Annotated in this window: 15 protein-coding genes; 12 read left to right on the top strand and 3 right to left on the bottom strand. The window is 48.3% G+C overall.

Going from position 1 to position 17,517, the window contains the following annotated elements:
• Positions 1 to 58: 58 nt before the first annotated feature.
• Entirely contained in the window at positions 59 to 397 is a 339-nt protein-coding gene (locus AZ66_RS06945) for a L,D-transpeptidase (RefSeq protein ID WP_021261304.1), read from the bottom strand.
• 552 nt (positions 398 to 949) lie between these two features.
• Between AZ66_RS06945 and AZ66_RS06940 the strand changes: the two genes are divergently transcribed.
• From AZ66_RS06940 to AZ66_RS06930, 3 genes are all read left to right on the top strand, one after another.
• The gene (locus AZ66_RS06940) at positions 950 to 1,651 is read left to right on the top strand and encodes a response regulator transcription factor (protein WP_044354165.1); all 702 of its coding nucleotides are present in this window, start codon (positions 950 to 952) and stop codon (positions 1,649 to 1,651) included.
• Positions 1,615 to 3,087 carry a sensor histidine kinase gene (locus AZ66_RS06935; RefSeq protein WP_231586763.1) on the top strand — a complete coding sequence of 491 codons (1,473 nt, stop codon included), beginning with the start codon at positions 1,615 to 1,617 and terminating at the stop codon, positions 3,085 to 3,087. Before AZ66_RS06940 ends, AZ66_RS06935 begins: the two co-directional genes overlap by 37 nt.
• Positions 3,088 to 3,222: 135 nt before the next feature.
• A complete protein-coding gene (locus tag AZ66_RS06930) occupies positions 3,223 to 4,197 on the top strand; it encodes a diaminopimelate dehydrogenase (RefSeq protein WP_044354164.1) in 975 nt (324 codons plus the stop codon).
• 170 nt (positions 4,198 to 4,367) lie between these two features.
• Here AZ66_RS06930 and AZ66_RS06925 read toward each other — a convergent pair whose 3' ends face one another.
• Entirely contained in the window at positions 4,368 to 5,381 is a 1,014-nt protein-coding gene (locus tag AZ66_RS06925; RefSeq protein ID WP_044354163.1) for a LacI family DNA-binding transcriptional regulator, read from the bottom strand.
• Between the two features lie 403 nt (positions 5,382 to 5,784).
• Between AZ66_RS06925 and AZ66_RS06920 the strand changes: the two genes are divergently transcribed.
• From AZ66_RS06920 to AZ66_RS06885, 8 genes are all read left to right on the top strand, one after another.
• Entirely contained in the window at positions 5,785 to 7,095 is a 1,311-nt protein-coding gene (locus AZ66_RS06920; protein ID WP_044354161.1) for an ABC transporter substrate-binding protein, read from the top strand.
• Entirely contained in the window at positions 7,095 to 7,976 is an 882-nt protein-coding gene (locus tag AZ66_RS06915) for a carbohydrate ABC transporter permease (protein ID WP_044354159.1), read from the top strand. The genes AZ66_RS06920 and AZ66_RS06915 overlap by 1 nt, the downstream gene beginning before the upstream one ends.
• Complete coding sequence (locus tag AZ66_RS06910; protein ID WP_044354158.1) at positions 7,963 to 8,802, top strand: carbohydrate ABC transporter permease; 840 nt, start codon at positions 7,963 to 7,965, stop codon at positions 8,800 to 8,802. Before AZ66_RS06915 ends, AZ66_RS06910 begins: the two co-directional genes overlap by 14 nt.
• 31 nt (positions 8,803 to 8,833) lie before the next feature.
• The gene (locus tag AZ66_RS06905) at positions 8,834 to 10,471 is read left to right on the top strand and encodes an alpha-glucosidase (protein ID WP_156159922.1); all 1,638 of its coding nucleotides are present in this window, start codon (positions 8,834 to 8,836) and stop codon (positions 10,469 to 10,471) included.
• Positions 10,472 to 10,490: 19 nt separating this feature from the next.
• Positions 10,491 to 11,438: an MTP-1 family protein gene (locus AZ66_RS06900; protein WP_044354156.1), complete on the top strand. Its 948-nt coding sequence runs from the start codon at positions 10,491 to 10,493 to the stop codon at positions 11,436 to 11,438.
• Positions 11,439 to 11,475: 37 nt separating this feature from the next.
• Complete coding sequence (locus tag AZ66_RS06895) at positions 11,476 to 12,537, top strand: BtaManbiosPhlase (RefSeq protein WP_044354155.1); 1,062 nt, start codon at positions 11,476 to 11,478, stop codon at positions 12,535 to 12,537.
• Between the two features lie 73 nt (positions 12,538 to 12,610).
• Positions 12,611 to 15,175, top strand: a complete 2,565-nt coding sequence (locus tag AZ66_RS06890) for a beta-mannosidase (RefSeq protein WP_044354154.1) — start codon at positions 12,611 to 12,613, stop codon at positions 15,173 to 15,175.
• Positions 15,176 to 15,241: 66 nt separating this feature from the next.
• A complete protein-coding gene (locus AZ66_RS06885; protein WP_044354153.1) occupies positions 15,242 to 16,249 on the top strand; it encodes a zinc-dependent alcohol dehydrogenase family protein in 1,008 nt (335 codons plus the stop codon).
• 162 nt (positions 16,250 to 16,411) lie between these two features.
• Here the strand turns inward: AZ66_RS06885 and msrA are convergent, their stop codons facing one another.
• Positions 16,412 to 16,996 (bottom strand): peptide-methionine (S)-S-oxide reductase MsrA, encoded by a 585-nt coding sequence (gene msrA / locus AZ66_RS06880; protein WP_175400461.1) that lies wholly within the window; start codon positions 16,994 to 16,996, stop codon positions 16,412 to 16,414.
• A gap of 182 nt (positions 16,997 to 17,178) precedes the next feature.
• Between msrA and AZ66_RS06875 the strand changes: the two genes are divergently transcribed.
• On the top strand, positions 17,179 to 17,517 hold a 339-nt coding region (locus AZ66_RS06875; protein ID WP_044354152.1), incomplete at its 3' end, for an AAA family ATPase.

The following is a 17,517-nucleotide window of genomic DNA, read 5'->3' as shown; positions in this document are numbered from 1 at the left end:
CTGCAGCAGGAAAGAGGCTTTATTCTATTTTTCGGTGTTTAATTGAATCATGTTAGTGTTATGGACGTATGGTCACTCTTGTATGGATGGGGACAAGAGCTGCCAATTGGAGGACATCCTCATTGTACATGCGGATACATCCGTGAGATACGTAGTGCCCAATGGAGGAAGGATCATTCGTTCCGTGAATGCCGTAATGGGGCTTCGACAAGCCCATCCAGAAGACGCCAAATGGACCGCCCGGGTTCGGCGCTTTGTTAATGATCGTATATTCCCCTATCGGGGTTTGGGTTAACATTTTGCCGATGCCCACAGGATATTCCCTTACAACGATATCTCCGTCCAGTAGGTATAACCTGCGATCAGACAGATCGACAATGATTCGATATTGTGGCATACGCCCAACTCCTCTTGATCAGCATATGCGATATCAGGAATGGGGGTTCATCGAATGAATAAGCGTGCAGTGGAAGTGCCTGTCGGCGATCCACTGCACGCTTATTCTGATTCCCTGTCTCTTTATTCTATCGAACTCATTGCTCTATTGAATCCATTGCTTTATTGAACGATCCGGCTTATTTGCCCCGTGTGAAAGAGTTGCATTAGACTAGATATGAGGATGACTGCTATAAGAATTCATGACGAAGAATGTAAATCAAGACGAAGAAGCGTAACTAAGCAGAGGCAACGGTGATTTAACAGAGTAACTATTAATGTGGATCGCATTTTATATCGATCATAGTTAATGATGATCATAATCAATACAGATCATAATCTACAGGGATCATAATTAATAGAAATTTATAAAAAACAGAGATCATAGTTACCGGAAGAAATTGAGATAGAAAGCGGTGATAAGGCAACGTAGCAATAGCCAATCCATTTACATAGTCGAAGAGAAGGAAATCATACACGATTGCAATTTTGTGCAGTAAAGGGGGACAACGGCATGGAACGAGCAAGTATATTGCTTGTCGATGATGAGGAAGAAATGACGGTGTTCGTGCGTGATTCGCTGGAGGATGACGGGTATTCGGTACGCACGGCATACAATGCGGATCAGGCGCAGCGGCTTATTACAGAGCAGTCGCCTGACCTAATTGTGCTTGACGTTATGATGCCTGGCACGGATGGAGTGGAATGGTGCAAGCAGGTTCGAGATGCTGTTGCTTGCCCGATTCTATTTGTAAGTGCGAGGGTGAGTGAAGCAGATCGTATATACGGTCTAGCGGCAGGGGGCGATGATTATATCAGCAAGCCATTTAGCATGCGTGAGCTGAAGGCGCGCATTGAAGCGCATCTTCGAAGAGAACGACGCTATGTGCGTCAGCAGGATAAGCATGAGCAAGTACTTATGTTTGGAGCATTTGCAGTGGATGTGAAGGGGATGGAGCTTCGTTATGAAGGCAAGCGATTGCCGTTAACAAGCCGGGAGTTCGCGATCGTAGAACTGCTTGCTCTCCACCCGGGACAGGTATTTGCACGCGAGCATATTTACGAACAGGTATGGGGCATGGACGCCCTTGGAGATGATACGACAGTTACGGAGCATGTGAAGAATATTCGGGCGAAGATGGCAGCAGTTCACACGCAATCGCGCTGGATTGAAACCGTATGGGGCATCGGCTACAAATGGAAGGTGCAGGAATGAGCATGCACTCCTTTAAACGTCAGTTTATTACATACTTTGTATGGGTAATCGGTGCGAGTCTGGCACTGACGATTGTTGTATGGGGAGCCTTCATATGGATGCAATCGTATGACGACGGCGTGTTCAGACCTGCCAATTACTATGAGAAGCAGATTCCGCCCATACGCAAGTTAGTAGAATCAGAAGGGGAACGCTTGCTGGATAAGGAAAATCAATCGCTCATCGAACGATTAGTAGATGAGAAGGGGATACGTTACGCAGTTGTTGATCGAACAGGTCAATATCGATATGGATCGCTGCCTGATCCGAACATACGTGGTGGGCGCGAACTGATTTCCCTTCTCAATGCAAGCGGGATGACGGGAATGGGGCGTGCTCGCAACGTATTGCCTGTCATCAATCAGTCAGGCGAACTGCAGGGAGCTGTAGTCATCAACTATACACTTACTGTTGGCGTTACTGTGCGATCGAAGCTAGGCCCTTACTTCGGACTGTTAGTCATCACGGTCTTATTTTCACCTTTTCTATTTGTCATTCTATTTACATGGCTGTTCGGTCGAAGGTTCGGCCGCAAGCTGAGCCGCCCCATCGAGGAATTAATAGAGGGCACAAGACGAGTACAGCAGCGGGATCTGGATTTCAGCTTCTCCTATGAAGGTACCTCGGAAATGGCACAGCTCATGAAGGCATTCGATGAGATGAGGCGGGAGCTATATTTATCCCTGCAGCGCGAGTGGAAGATGGAGCAGCGGCGGCGCGAGATGATAGCTGCGCTCGCACATGATTTGCGCACCCCGCTCGCAATCGTGCAAGGTCATGTAGAGGGTTTGCTGGATGGTGGAATGAATCGTCCGGATCGTCTGCAGCGATATTTGACGACGATTGATAAGAATACAAAACGGGCCATTCGCCTCGTGCAGGAAATGAATCAGGTGTCGGAAATGGAGTCACCGCAGTTCCGTTTGAATCGAAAGCCAGTAGAGATTAATCGATTTATGGAAGAGATCGCACAGGATATGCAGCAGCTGTGCGCGGAACATCAGATTGAATTCCATTGCATCCCACCTGCAGATCAACAAGCAGATGGAGCGCTGCTTCTCGATGGGGATCGTGTGAGACAGCTTATGGATAATCTGCTCGCTAATAGCCTTCGCTTTACACCTTCAGGCGGCACAATTACGTGGAAGGCGGACTGGAAAGCACATAAGCTGGAGATGTCGATTACAGATACGGGAACTGGATTCCCAGCACAAATGCTGGATTCCGTATTTGATAAGTTCGTTCAAGGCGACGCATCACGTTCGCAATATCAAGGGCATGCCGGACTTGGGTTGTATATGGCGAAGCTCATTATGCGTAAGCATGGGGGAGGCATTCAAGCAGCGAATACGCCTGAAGGAGGGGCACGTATTACACTCAGTTTCCCGTTACGTTGATACAAAAGAGTTGACGGCAGAAGAGCAGTAGCAACAGAATGCAACAAGTATAGCGAATAATCTATGTCATTTTGTGCAAATCTATTTTATATATTATACTAGTCCATGATTTTAGAAATAGAGAGGAGCAACCTCATGTCATCTATTCGTATAGGTATTGTAGGTTACGGTAACTTAGGCAAGGGCGTAGAGAAATCGATCCGCCAAAATTCAGATATGGAGCTCGTTGGCATTTTCACACGTCGCAGCCCAGAATCCATTCAAGCAGAGGTTCCTGTCTTCTCACTCAATGATGCGGAATCTTACAAAGATAAAGTAGATGTAATGATCTTGTGCGGAGGTTCTGCAACGGATCTTCCAGAGCAAGGTCCTGAACTTGCGCGTATGTTCAACACGGTGGATAGCTTTGATACACATGCACGTATTCCTGAATATTTCGCATCTGTTGATGAAGCTGCTCAAGGGAACGGACATGTAGCAGTTATCTCGACAGGTTGGGATCCAGGCTTGTTCTCCTTGAACCGCTTGTTGTTCGAATCTGTTCTTCCAGAAGGCAATGAATATACATTCTGGGGACGTGGCGTGAGCCAAGGTCACTCCGATGCAATTCGCCGTGTAGAGGGCGTTAAGAACGGTGTACAATACACAATTCCTTCCGAGGAAGCTGTTGCGAAGGTACGCCAGGGGGAGAACCCTGAATTGTCCACTCGCGAGAAGCATTTGCGTGAATGCTTCGTTGTAGTAGAAGAAGGGGCAGACAAGGCTCGCATCGAGCAAGAAATCAAGTCTATGCCGAACTACTTCGCAGATTACGACACAATCGTGAACTTCATCAGCGAAGAAGAGCTGAAGGCGAATCACTCTGCAATGCCTCACGGCGGTCTTGTATTCCGCAGCGGCGTGACTGGTGAAGGCACATCGCAAATTATGGAGTTCGGTCTGAACTTGGGCAGCAACCCTGAGTTCACAGCGAGTGTTCTCGTTGCTTATGCTCGTGCTGTATATCGTCTGGCACAACGCGGCGAGTCCGGTGCACGCACTGTATTCGATATTCCATTCGGTCTGTTGTCTCCGAAGTCTCCGGAGCAGCTTCGCAAGGAATTGCTGTAATAAGGTAACGTAAATAAGTCGGATCGAACCCTTGATATTTCGGGGCTATTCGTTAATAGGAAGGGGTTGTCCCAAGTCGCTCTAGACTTTTGGAACAGCCCCTTTTTATTCGAATGTTCGAGGCTGTTAGGAATAAGTGATGCCTTCCCCTTCTGCTACGAAGCCTTCGATTACCTCTTGGCAGAGGCTGTCGATTCGCGTACGATGAGCTTCGTTGGTAGCAGTAATTCCATATATGGCTCATGCTTGTGTTCCATGCGCCAGAAAAGTCGTTCGACAGCTTTGCGACCAAATTGGTTGAGATCAATCCCCATTGTGGTTGTCATCGGCGTGGCTAAACGAGACAACTGGCCATTGTCAAAACTGCAAATAGATATGTCTTTCGGCACTTGGAAGCCGAGCTGATGAAGAGTTGAGTTAAGGAGAAATCCAAGACCATCGTTAACACAAAACCAAGCAGTCGGTTGAGTACCTATAGATTTCATCGTCTGCATTACATATTTGGGTTCCTCGAGTGCATCCTTCACAATCCACTCTGGATTCTCGGCGATGCCCTTATCGTGAAGTGCTAATCGATATCCATCTAACCGCTCATGATAGCTCGGCGAGAAACTGATATTCCCCATAAAGCCGATATGCCGATGCCCTAAATCGTATAGATGCTGAACGGCTTCGTAAGCGCTGAAGCGATTGTTTGTTAGGATGCAGTCCGCGTGAATAGCGGGATGGTGGTGATCAATGAGCACTGTCGGTATTCCAGTTGCAATAACCGCATTGGTATAAGATGTGCTGAGGTGTGACAAGATTATAATACCATCCACATCCTTATTTTCCAAAAAAAGAGGCAATACAAGCTCGCGCTCCGTTTCTTCATTTATGGATTGAATAAGCAGATGTTTGCTGCGTCTCCTCGTTTCCTGTTCTACACTCAAATATATCTCCCCAAAGAAACTTTTTTGCGCAAATGCGAAATCCGAAGCAATGAGTGCGATGTTGCCGGATTGTTCAGATAGTCGTTTCTTACGTGCAGAAGGATACTCATAACCCATTCTTTCCGCTGTTTCAATAATCAGTCGACGCGTTTCTTCGCTGACGCCATCTTTCCCGGAAAGAGCTTGGGATACGGAGTTTTTTGAAATATGGAGAAAATCAGCAATATCCTGCATCGTTATTTTCGTTCTCATAAATAGGTTCGCCCTTCCTTTCATTCATTATCATAACTGTAAGGCATCAAAATATTTAAGAAAAACTTGAATGATTTTGTAATAAATAATCAATTCTAGCGAATAGATGGTTTATTCATGAGTTTGACTATATGAAATTATGCCAGAAATCAATCCAAAACAGTACAACATTACAATTTTTATTATAACGTTACAAAATATTATTGTTAAGTTGAATAACTCATGTGAATAAAGATGATTGTACATAATATCCATTGTTTGTAGATTGACAAGGGTATTAATTTGAATAATAATGTTAATACAAACGCTTTCATGTTGTTATTGTAACCTTATTTATTAACATTACAAGATATTTTGTAATGTTCCATTTGGTTATTACACCATCTACAGGAGGTTTGTTTCAATGAAAAAGAAACTGTCAGTATTGCTGATTCTTACGATGGTCTTCTCTCTCTTGGCTGCTTGCGGAAAAGGGGCAACGAAGGAAGGTGCAGACGGAGTAACGACGATTGAGCTTTGGGCGGCACCGAATCCGCCACAGCAAGCTTACTGGATGGAAATGGCCAAGGAATATGAGGCTGTTAATCCGAAGATTAAAATCAATGTATCTGCCATTAAAGAATCGCCAAGCTCGGAAGCGAGCATTCAGGCGGCAATTGCAGGGGGGAACGCTCCGGCTATTTCGGAGAACATCAATCGCGGCTTCGCAGCTCAGTTAGCGAAGAGTAAAGCGCTTGTTCCACTGAATTCGTTACCGCAGTTCAATGATATCGTGTCGAGCCGCAATATGGAGAAAACGCTCGAGCCTTGGAAATTTGCTGATGATAATCAATACGTGCTTCCGATTTACTCCAACCCGATGTTGTTCGGCTGGCGCATTGACATTCTAAAGGAGCTTGGCTATAACGAGGCGCCGAAGACGTATAGCGAAGTGTTGGATGTAGCGAAGAAGCTGAAAGCGAAATACCCGGATAAATATGTATGGGGCAAAGGCGCAGATTTAGTGGATCCTACCCCTTGGAAACGCTGGTTCGACTTCTTTATGCTATATAACGCATCATCTGACGGCAACAAGTTTATTGACGGCAACAAATTTGTCGGAGATGAAGCAGCAGGGGTCAAAACGCTGGAGTTTGTAGACAATCTGCGTAAAGAAAACGCAATTCTCTCGAAAAACGTAACTGATCCGTTTGAAACAGGAACAGGTATCTTTACGGATCTTGGACCATGGACATTCAACTATTGGGCTGAAAGATTCCCAGAAATGAAATTCAATGAGACGTATACGCTCACTCTTCCTCCCGTTCCGGACGGAATGAATCCTGCGGAAGCGAAGACGTTCTCTGATGCGAAAGGTCTCGTTATTTTCTCCAGTGTGCCGAAGGAGCAGCAGGAAGCGGCTGCCGAGTTCCTCAAATGGGTATACTCCGATGCGAAGCACGACGCGACATGGTTCGAGAAGACGAACTTGCCTCCGGCGCGCGACGATTTGGCTGAGTTGCCAGAATTCAAAAATATTATGCAAAAATCGCCTGGACTTGAATTGTATGCAAAATCCGTTCCGCATGGTGTTCCGGCAATCGACAACCCACGGTACAACGAATTACAGACAATTATTGGACAAGAGGCTTTCAACAAGGTAGTCAGAGGCGAAATCGATCCGAAGACTGCATGGGATAATATGAAAAAGGCAATTGAAGGGGAACTTCAATAATGGTTGATAAGCAAAATAATCGGTTGGGCTGGTTATTCACCAGTCCCTACCTCATTTATGGTCTTGTATTTTTCTTGGGACCGTTAATATGGTCCCTCTTTCTGTCATTCACGAACTGGGATTTAATCGCACCAGAATACGATATTGTCGGCTTTAAAAACTTCATTAAGGCTCTGTCATCGCCAGGTGTAGTATCGGCATTTTGGGTAACGTATAAATTCATGATTGTGTTTGTGCCGCTCGTTACCATAATGTCACTCGGAGTAGCCGTGCTTGTACAAGGATTGCCGAAGTTCCGCAGTCTTTATTTAATTGGCTTCTTTTTGCCGTACTTATCATCGGGTGTCGTGGCATCGCTTATCGTGAAGGGCTTCCTTTCCTTTAACAGTCCGGTGAATGTTTTTCTACGCAACAACTTTGGACTTGACATCAACTGGCTTGGCTCACCGCTATCGGCGCTGTGTCTCGTAGCGCTCATCATCGCTTGGAAATTTACCGGATATTATGCGCTTATTCTTACATCCGGACTCGAAAGCATTGATAAGGAAGTATATGAAGCAGCAGCGATCGACGGAGTTACGGATCGACAACGCTTCTGGAAGATCACGTTACCGTTACTATACCCTGCAATGTATACAACACTGATTTTGGCGTTTGGCGTTACCTTCGGTATTTTTACAGAGGTTTACCAATTGACGGGCGGAGGACCGAACTTCGCTACGAACACTTGGCAGATGGAGATTTATACCCAAGCGTTCAAGAACTTACAGGCGGGCTACGCTTCCGCAGTTGCGATACTAGCATCTGTAGTTACGTTCATTTCAATTTTCATCATTAAAAAACTGCTGGAAACGTGGGGTAAACGAAATGGTTGGGTCTAAACAAAACAACAAATTCCGTTTGACGGTTCGTTACATCGTAGCAACGCTCCTGCTTCTGGTCATGGTATATCCCTATTTGTACATGGTATTAAACTCGTTCGCTGATTGGTCGCAGGTTGACCGAAAACTTATACCGGGCAGCTTCTCCCTGAAATCGTACGAGTGGCTATTTACCGGCGGTGAGTCTGGAATTGCTCGTCCATGGCTGAATGCTTTCCTGAACAGCGTGATCGTTTCGGTTGTATCGACGGCACTCATGATGCTCTTCGGCGTCATGGTAGCTTACGCGTTGTCGAAGCTGAATTTCAAGGGGCGGGACACAGTGAACAATTTCGTCTTGTTCCATATGTTCTTTCCGGCGATCATCCTGCTCATCCCGAACTTCCTCGTCATCCAGAAGATCGGTTTGTATGATACGTACTGGGCAATGATTATTCCCAAAGCGATCAGCCTATGGGCAATTTTCATGTATACGAACTTTTTCAAGGCAATTCCAACGGTATTCATCGAGGCGGCGAAGCTGGATGGAGCGTCCGACTTCAAGATTTTGTATCGCATCATGATGCCAATGTCGAAGTCGATTACTGCGGTTATCTTCTTGTTCCTGCTCATGGAGCGCTGGACAGAATTGCTGTGGGATATGATCGTTGTACGCAGTGACAATATGCTGACGCTGAACGTGCTTTTGTCGCAAATGTTCGGCCCTTATGGCGGTTATCCAGGTCCGCTGTATGCCGCGTCGGTGCTGTTGACGCTTCCGATTATAATCATGTTCCTCGTGTTCGGCAAAAAGTTCAAAGAAGGTATGCAATTCAGCCTGAAGTAACCGTATGGACTACGTAATGGGAGTGGAGAAAGTGGAGACACCTTGGTGGAAATCTGCCGTGTTTTATGAAATCTATATGCCGAGCTTTTGTGATGGAAACGGTGATGGAATAGGAGACTTTGCTGGTATTGTATCCAAGCTTGACGAGCTTCAGGAGCTCGGCGTCGAAGGCTTATGGCTGACGCCTTTCTATCTATCGCCCAAGGTGGACAATGGCTATGATATCGCCGATTATACGACCATCGATCCGGACTACGGAACGATGGTCGATTTCGACACTTTCATTCGTGAGGCGCATGATCGCGGTTTCAAGGTCATCGTTGACCTTGTACTGAATCATACGTCTGTGGAGCATCCGTGGTTTAAAGAATCTCGATCATCGCAGACGAATCCGAAGCGCGATTGGTATATATGGAAAGATCCAGTCGAAGGGGATGTACCTAACAATTGGGAATCGTTCTTCGGCGGGCTCGCGTGGGAGTATGACGAATCGACGGGACAATATTATTACCATGCATTTGCGAAGGAACAGGTCGACTTGAATTGGGCCAATCCTGACGTACGCACGGCGATGAAGGAAGTTATGGGTTTTTGGCTTGATAAGGGCATCAACGGTTTCCGTCTCGATGTCATTAACTTCTTGAAAGTATCCGGAGAATTTCTTGATAATCCGTACGATGCGGCAGGCGAGCAGCAGCATGTGCACGATAAGGACCAAGCCGGCATCTTGGATGCGATTGCCGAGATATGCGCGTACGTGCATGAACGGGAAGGGGCATTCATGGTTGGCGAGATCGGCTCGGAGGATATGGACGTATTGAGCCGTTATAGCGGCAAAGGGTTGCTTGACGTCGTATTCAACTTCAATCTAGGCAGTCAGGAGACATTCTCGTTCGATCGTCTCTATACAGAGTTGCAGAAGATGGAAGAGGTTCATGCATCTGATCAAGTGCCGACGCTATTCTTTAGCAGCCACGACATGCCGCGGCACATTTCACGGTTCGGCGATGGAAATCCAGAGCTGGAGGAGAAACGTGCGAAGCTGATCGCCACGCTGATGTTGACCGCAAAGGGTGTGCCGTTTCTCTATTACGGTGACGAGATTGGGATGCGCGATTTCGTGGCTGAGACAATCGAGGATATGCGTGACGTTCAGGGGCTGACCGCGTATCAGCTGGCGCTTGCGAACGGCAAGTCCTCCGAAGAGGCGCTGCATATGGCCAATGCGAAGTGCCGGGACAAATCCCGTACGCCGATGCAATGGACGGAGGAGAAATTCGGCGGCTTCTCGGATGCTGAGCCATGGATTGGCATGGGGCCGCAGCATCGTCTGTTGAACGTAAGAGCAGAGAAGCAGCGTCCAGATTCTATTTATCAATTTTATCGGAAGCTAATCGCACTCCGGCGCCGGCATCCGGCACTTTATGGAGGCTATTATGCCTTGATGGAGCGGCGTGAAGACACGTTGCTATACGTTAGGCGCGCAGCTGGCGAAGAAGCACTCGTGGCGCTTAACTTCGGTGCGAAGACATTGGCGCTGTCGTCTGGCCTTCGAATAGCAGGTAACCCGTACTTGGCCTTATCGAATTATCGTGAAACGGCAGAAGATTTCGGTTCATTCATCCTTCGTCCGTATGAAGCGGTCGTCTGGATAAGCGAGACTAACTAATGAAGGAGATATGTCCGTCATGGAATTAATCAAAGGCAGTGTAAAGACGTGTGAAATCCTACTGCAGGAATATATGGCGCATAACCAGCTGGCACAGAACGCAGAGAAGCTGTCGTTTACCGGGGTTGGCGACAAGGACGTATACAATATTACGGCTCCATTTGAAGATGCAGGTGAACTGGTCATTGCTGGACGCGTCGAATCACGTGACAGCGAATTTTCCGAAGTTCTTTTCTTTGTTGAACAGAACGGGGAATGGGTACCGCGTGAAGGTGCACCAACATTCGAACTTCAGGATCCGTTTCAAACGCGAATCGGCGGCGAGCTCGTACTCGGCGGTGTGCAAATTTATCCGCATCCGACACAGGAGAACGCGCTTATGTGGCGCACAGTGTTCTACAAAGGGAAGAGCATCGCAGAGCTGAAGCCTTTCTTCAAGGGACCGAACGGAATGAAGGATTTGCGCATTGTTGAGCTTCAAGATGGCAGCGTTGGCGTCTTTACCCGCCCACAAGGAGAAAAAGGCGGCCGTGGAAAAATTGGCTATTCTCGTGTGAATCGCTTGGAGGATCTATCCATTGAGCTGATTAACAATACTTCGCTGCTTGACGGACAATTCATTGACGAAGAGTGGGGAGGCGCTAACGAAGCGCACCTGCTAAGCGATGGTCGAATCGGTGTACTTGGTCATATCGCCAACTTCGATGCACAAGGGGATCGTCACTATTACCCGATGGTATTTGTTCTCGACCCTGCAACGGGCAAGTATTCCGATATCAAGCTCATCGCTGTTCGCAATAAATTCTTGCCAGGTGCCGCGAAGCGTACTGATCTTGTAGATGTCGTATTCAGCGGTGGACTCGTGCGCAACGGAGATGGTACGGCAGTGCTGTATGCCGGCATAAGTGATGCAGAAGCACATCGTTTGACGATAGCGGATCCGTTTCAAGAGTTTGAACAGGCATAATAGTATTTACTATTTTACAGCTTAAGGAGTCTACAATATGAATATCTATCGTTATGAAGAAAATCCGATCATTACGCCAGCTGACGTCAAGCCACACCGTGACGACTTCGAAGTCATTGGTGCGTTCAACGCGGGCGTTGCAACCTATAATGGCGAAGTGCTGTTGCTTCTGCGTGTAGCGGAGCGTCCGATCAGCAATGATCCGAACATCGTAAAGGCACCTCTGTTCAATCCAGAAACGAAGAAGCTGGACATTATTGATCTTCGCATAGATGATGAACGCTATGATTTCTCGGATCCGCGTGTGATCCGCAACAAGACACTGAACGCGACTTTCGAATATTTGACTTCGATTTCTTATATTCGCATTGCGCGCAGTAAAGATGGACATAACTTTATAATCGATGAAGCGCCATTTGTATATCCGTCTACGGAATTGGAGACGTTCGGTATTGAAGATCCACGGGTAACGCAGATTGGCGATACGTACTATATCTATTTCTCCGCCGTATCCCCGGTAGGAATCGGTGAATCAATGGTATCGACGAAGGACTTCGTGAACGTGACGCATCACGGAATGATTTTCGGCCCAGACAATAAGGACGTGCTTATTTTCCCGGAACAAATCAACGGCAAATATTATGCGCTGCACCGTCCGACGATGAAGAGCATCGGCAACCCTGAAATTTGGATTGCAGAATCGGATAACTTGCTGTACTGGGGCAATCATCACCATCTGGCTGGCTTGCGTCCGGGCATGTGGGATGGCGGCCGCATGGGCGGCGGCGCTGTGCCGTTCAAGACAGAGAAGGGATGGCTGGAGCTGTACCATGGAGCGACGAAGGATCATCGTTATTGCATGGGCGCCGTTCTGCTGGACTTGAATGATCCGACGAAGGTAATTGCCCGTTCCGATAAGCCAGTGATGGAGCCGGAAGCGGATTATGAGAAGAATGGCTTCTTCGGCGATGTCGTCTTTTCTTGCGGAGCTATCATAGAAGGCGACACGGTGAAGATGTACTATGGCGTAGCAGATACATCGATGGCCTGCGCTGAGCTAAGCGTCAAAGAAATTTTGGACAGTTTAACATACTTATAAACGAATTTAGAACAAAGAAACGTTAAAGCGCCAAAACCAGAAGGTTTTGGCGCTTTCTGAATAGGAGCACGAGATGAGATTAACTGATAACTGGAAGCTGCGCGATTTCAACGTTGGCGAAGCGCGTGACTTAGAGGTAGCCTCCCCTGACTATATCGATTATTTCTGGATGACGACGCAGGTGCCTGGCGATGTGCATACGACCTTAATCGAAAGAAACATTATTGATGATCCGTTCTATGGGCATAACGACCAGAAGTGCCGCTGGGTCGAGGAGAAGGTGTGGTGGTACCGCACGGTGTTCACTTGGGACGGCGAACGGGAAGCTGGAGAGCGGATGGAGCTTGTGTTTGAGGGGCTTGATACGTTTGCAACCGTCTATCTGAACGGAGTCGAGTTGGGCTCGACAGACAATATGTTCATTAGCCACTCGTTCGAGGTAACAAGAGAGCTTAATAAGGGTAAGAACGTGTTGGCGGTTAAGATCGATCCGGTTCATTTGTATGCCAAAGACAAAATTCAGTATTACTGGTCCGGGTTCAGCAAAAAGCGGATTTGGACGCGGAAAGCACAAAGCCACTATGGCTGGGACTGGGGACCGCGTCTTGTCTGCGCGGGTATCTGGAAGGACGTTCATCTCGTCAAGCGCCGCCATGGCTATGTAGACAACGTGTTTGCACGTACGTCAGAAGTGAAGGACGGGGAAGCAGTTGTAGACGTGACTGTCGATGCGCGGGTGTTCGACCGTAGCGAGGCATTCCTCGCAGAAGTAGAATTGCTTGATGCGCAAGGGAATCCTGTCGCGTCGCAATCGATTCCGCTTGACCACGGCCTGGGCTTCATACAAGACGGTGCCATTTGCGCGCAAGGACGATTCGGTGACGTGCGTCTGCATGTCCCGAATCCGACGCTATGGTGGACACATGATCTGGGTGAACCTTACTTGTACCAGTTAAAGGTAACGCTTCGGAGTGGCAGCGAAGCAGTTGACACATGGCAGCAGCAGTTCGGTATTCGCACGCTGGAATTGATGCTGTACAACGAAGCAGGGGAGCATGCCTTCACGTTCATGCTCAACGGTGTGAAGCTGTTCGCGAAGGGCGCGAACTGGATTCCAATCGACAGCTTCATTGCTGCAGTGCCGGATGACCGGTATACACGGCTAATTCGCATGTCGGTAGAGGCCAATATGAATATGCTGCGCGTGTGGGGCGGCGGCTTCTACGAGCGTGACATTTTCTATGACGAGTGCGATCGGCTTGGCCTGCTCGTATGGCAGGACTTTATGTTCGCCTGTGCGCTCTATCCGGACTATAACCGCAACTTTATGGACAATGTGCGACGAGAAATCGATCAGGTCGTCAAGCGGCTGCGCAGCCGGACTTGCCTCGCGTTGTGGTGCGGCAATAACGAGAACGACTGGCTGTACGAGGCGCTGTATTCAAGTGGTGAAATTCCGCATCCATTCTATGGTGAGAAAATATATCACGAATTGATGCCAGCTCTGCTGGAGACGCTTGATCCGACGCGCACGTTCTGGCCGAGCTCGCCGTACGGGGGCAACGACCATAATTCCCGTGAGGTTGGAGACACTCATAACTGGCAAGTATGGCACGGCAACATCGAGCCGCGTGTGTTTGGTCAGCCGCAGGTGCAGGACTATAGCGTAGAGGGATTGTCATTCAAAAAGTTCAAAGGCGATACGACGAAGTTCGCAAGTGAATTCGGTATGCACGCATCTTCCAACCGCTATACGCTGCATCGTAATATTCCGGAGAACCAATTCTTCTGGGGCAGCGAAGAGATGATGTACCGCAATAAGGATATCCATCATCCAAAAGGCATTCTCCTTATGGAAGGATATACGGGCGCGCCTACAAATATAGAGGAATATATGAACTACTCTATGCTGACGCAGGCTGAAGGCTTGAGATACGGTATTGAACATTACCGCCGCAATAAGCCGGATACGAGTGGCGCATTATTCTGGCAGCTGAACGACTGCTGGCCAGGTACGAGCTGGTCGGTCATCGATTACTATGGACTGCCGAAGGCATCGTATCATTACGCTCGCAAGTTCTTTGCGCCTGTGCTGCTGACAGCGGATCACGACGCTGGACAGGATCTCAGTCTGTGGGTGCTGAACGATCGATTGGAAGCTTATGAGGATACAGTTCGCCTGACCGTATATATGATGGATGGAACGGTACTGAGTGAATACAGCTTCGATGTGTCCGTAGCGGCGAACAGCAAATTACAGGCTGCCGTGCTGTCCGAGGCGGAGCTGACGAATGGGGCCGATCCGACAGAAGTCATATGCGTCTTGTCCTCTGTGAATGGCTTGCTGGAGGATAATTTCGTTTATTTTCGCGATTACAAGGACATGCGCTTCAATACAGTGAAGCTTAAGGTTGAAGCGGATGAGGCAGCGAGCGTTATCCGTATAAGTGCGGATCGTGTTGCGCGCATGGTCAAGATCGAGCTCGATGAGGAATGGATCGTGCTGAGCGACAATTTCTTCGATCTTCTGCCTGGACATGTGAAGGAAATACAAGTCTCACAATCCGAAGGAAAGAGCATTCCTTGGAATACGCTGCGTGTATCTGCATTGAATGAAGTTGTAGATAGCGCCAGATAACAATGGCGAGAACAGCGTGGCTAGTAACAGTATAACGACATTATTTTGAGAAAAGGGATGAGGAGCATGAAGGCGGCAGTTCTTCGTGGAACAAAAACCATAGAAGTTACAGAATGGGACGAACGCCAGCTTGGCAAGGATGAGGTACGACTGCGGGTCGCTTGCTGCGGAATTTGCGGCACCGATCAGCATATTTATCATGGTCATCCGGGATCAGCGGAGGTAACGCCGCCGATCGTGCTCGGGCATGAACTGGCCGGAACAGTCGAGGCTGTAGGTGAGAATGTTGTGAATATGCAGCCAGGTAATCGGGTGTCGGTTGATCCGAATATGTATTGCGGATCATGTGAATATTGCCGCGGGGGACGTGCTCACCTGTGTGATCATCTGCAGGCTGTTGGCGTGACACGGGATGGCGGCATGGGTGAACGATGCATCGTTCCCGCCACCAACTGCTACAAGCTGCCGGAACAGGTAAGCTTGCTGGAAGGAGCGATGGTCGAGCCGCTCGGCTGCGTGCTGCATGGGTTCAAGAAGCTTGAGCTGCGAGCGAATCAGCACGTGATCATTGCGGGTGGCGGCTTCATTGGCCAGCTGTTCCTGCAGCTTGTCAAAGCTGCTGGTGTTGCACGCATTACCGTCATTGAGCCGGTTGTGCAGAAGCATGGGTCGCTGCTGGCACTCGGCGCACATGCGGTTGTATCGCCAATAGATGGAGGAGCGGACGAGCTGCGGAACTCTGCAGACGTCGTTATCGAATGCGTCGGCCGGTCTGAGTCAGTTGAGTTGGCATGTGCAGCTGCACGCAAAGGCGGCCAGGTGCTGCTCTTCGGCGTCGCTGCCCCGGAGGCACGCGTGAGCATTTCACCATTCGAAATTTTCAGCAAAGAGCTGCGCATTATGGGATCGTTCATCAATCCATACACACACGAGGAAGCAATTACGCTTATTGCGCAAGGAATTGTACGCATCGAGCCGCTTATCAGCCATCGCTTCCGTATGGGAGAGTTGCCGGACATCATGTCGCGCTATCCTCAGCTGAATGTGACAAAAGGTGTTATCATGCACGAATAGCAAGTAGCCATTGTTCAACCTATATAGATGCCTGTAATCGAAACAGCCGCCCCAGCTCTTTGCTTGGGCGGCTGTTTCAATCTGAGAGCGGAGGCCAAAGTCTAATGTGTTCACCTCGTTATATGTGGTTAGTGGAATACCTTCCATTAATGCAACATAGCTCTAATTGGACATGTTCCAGTGCTGAGCAATGAATTCGTCACGACCAGACTTGGCACGATCCGCCTTATAATGTTCCGGCTCTTTGCGATAATAGTCCTGATGATGGTCCTCCGCGGGATAAAATGGAGTGGCATTGCGAATAGATGTGATAATGGACTTATCGAAACGGCCGCTTGTATCCAGCGCGGCCTTGGATGCCTCCGCCAAGCGGCGCTGCTCATCGGTATGCGTGAAGATGGCAGTCGTATAAGATTCCCCGCGATCGTGGAACTGACCTCCGTCATCCGTGGGGTCGATTTGCATCCAGTACAGATCGAGAATAGTCTCATAAGAAATGATGTCTGGATCATACGTGATTTGTACGGCCTCCAGATGGCCGCTAGTCTGCGATTTAACTTGTTCATAGGATGGATTGGAAATGTGTCCGCCCGTATATCCGGATACGATGCGATGCACGCCCTCCCACTGATCAAACGGCTTAACCATGCACCAGAAGCATCCTCCTGCAAATGTAGCGGTTTCGATTCTGTTGTTCTGTTCATTCCGCCCATTAACTTTGAGAGTAGTGGGTTGTCCCGCAGGCATTGACATCGTAGTTGCCCTCCCTGTTCACAATAATAGATAATATTCTATATTCACGGCTACCTATCTACATAAATTCAGATAAATGATCTACATGAACGCTTATCTGACGCATTCAGAAATGGGAATACCGCTTTTTAACAGTGTACCGCGGGAAGACTCAACTGCCAAGGAGTGATATGAATATGAACTTCGGTCTCGATCCATTGCCGCTCTATTTGCGGCATATAACATTGCTGCGCGAACAAGTACCATCCTTTCATGAATACCCCTTTGCCCTCGCTGCTATCCGCCCTTTTACCCAGCTTTCTTTTCGCAAGCCCGTAACCTTTATTGTCGGGGAGAACGGAACAGGAAAATCCACATTGCTGGAAGGAATGGCAATTGCCTGGGGATTTAATCCGGAAGGCGGATCCTTGAATTTTTCATTTGAAACCTCGGCCACGCATTCGGTGCTGCACCGTTATCTCCGGCTCTCACGAGGAATACAGCGTCCACGAGACGGATTTTTTCTTGCGTGCGGA

Source organism: Paenibacillus sp. E194 (genome assembly GCF_000935845.1).
Taxonomy (GTDB): domain Bacteria; phylum Bacillota; class Bacilli; order Paenibacillales; family Paenibacillaceae; genus Paenibacillus_B; species Paenibacillus_B alvei_B.
This window is presented reverse-complemented; position numbering and strand designations above follow the sequence as displayed.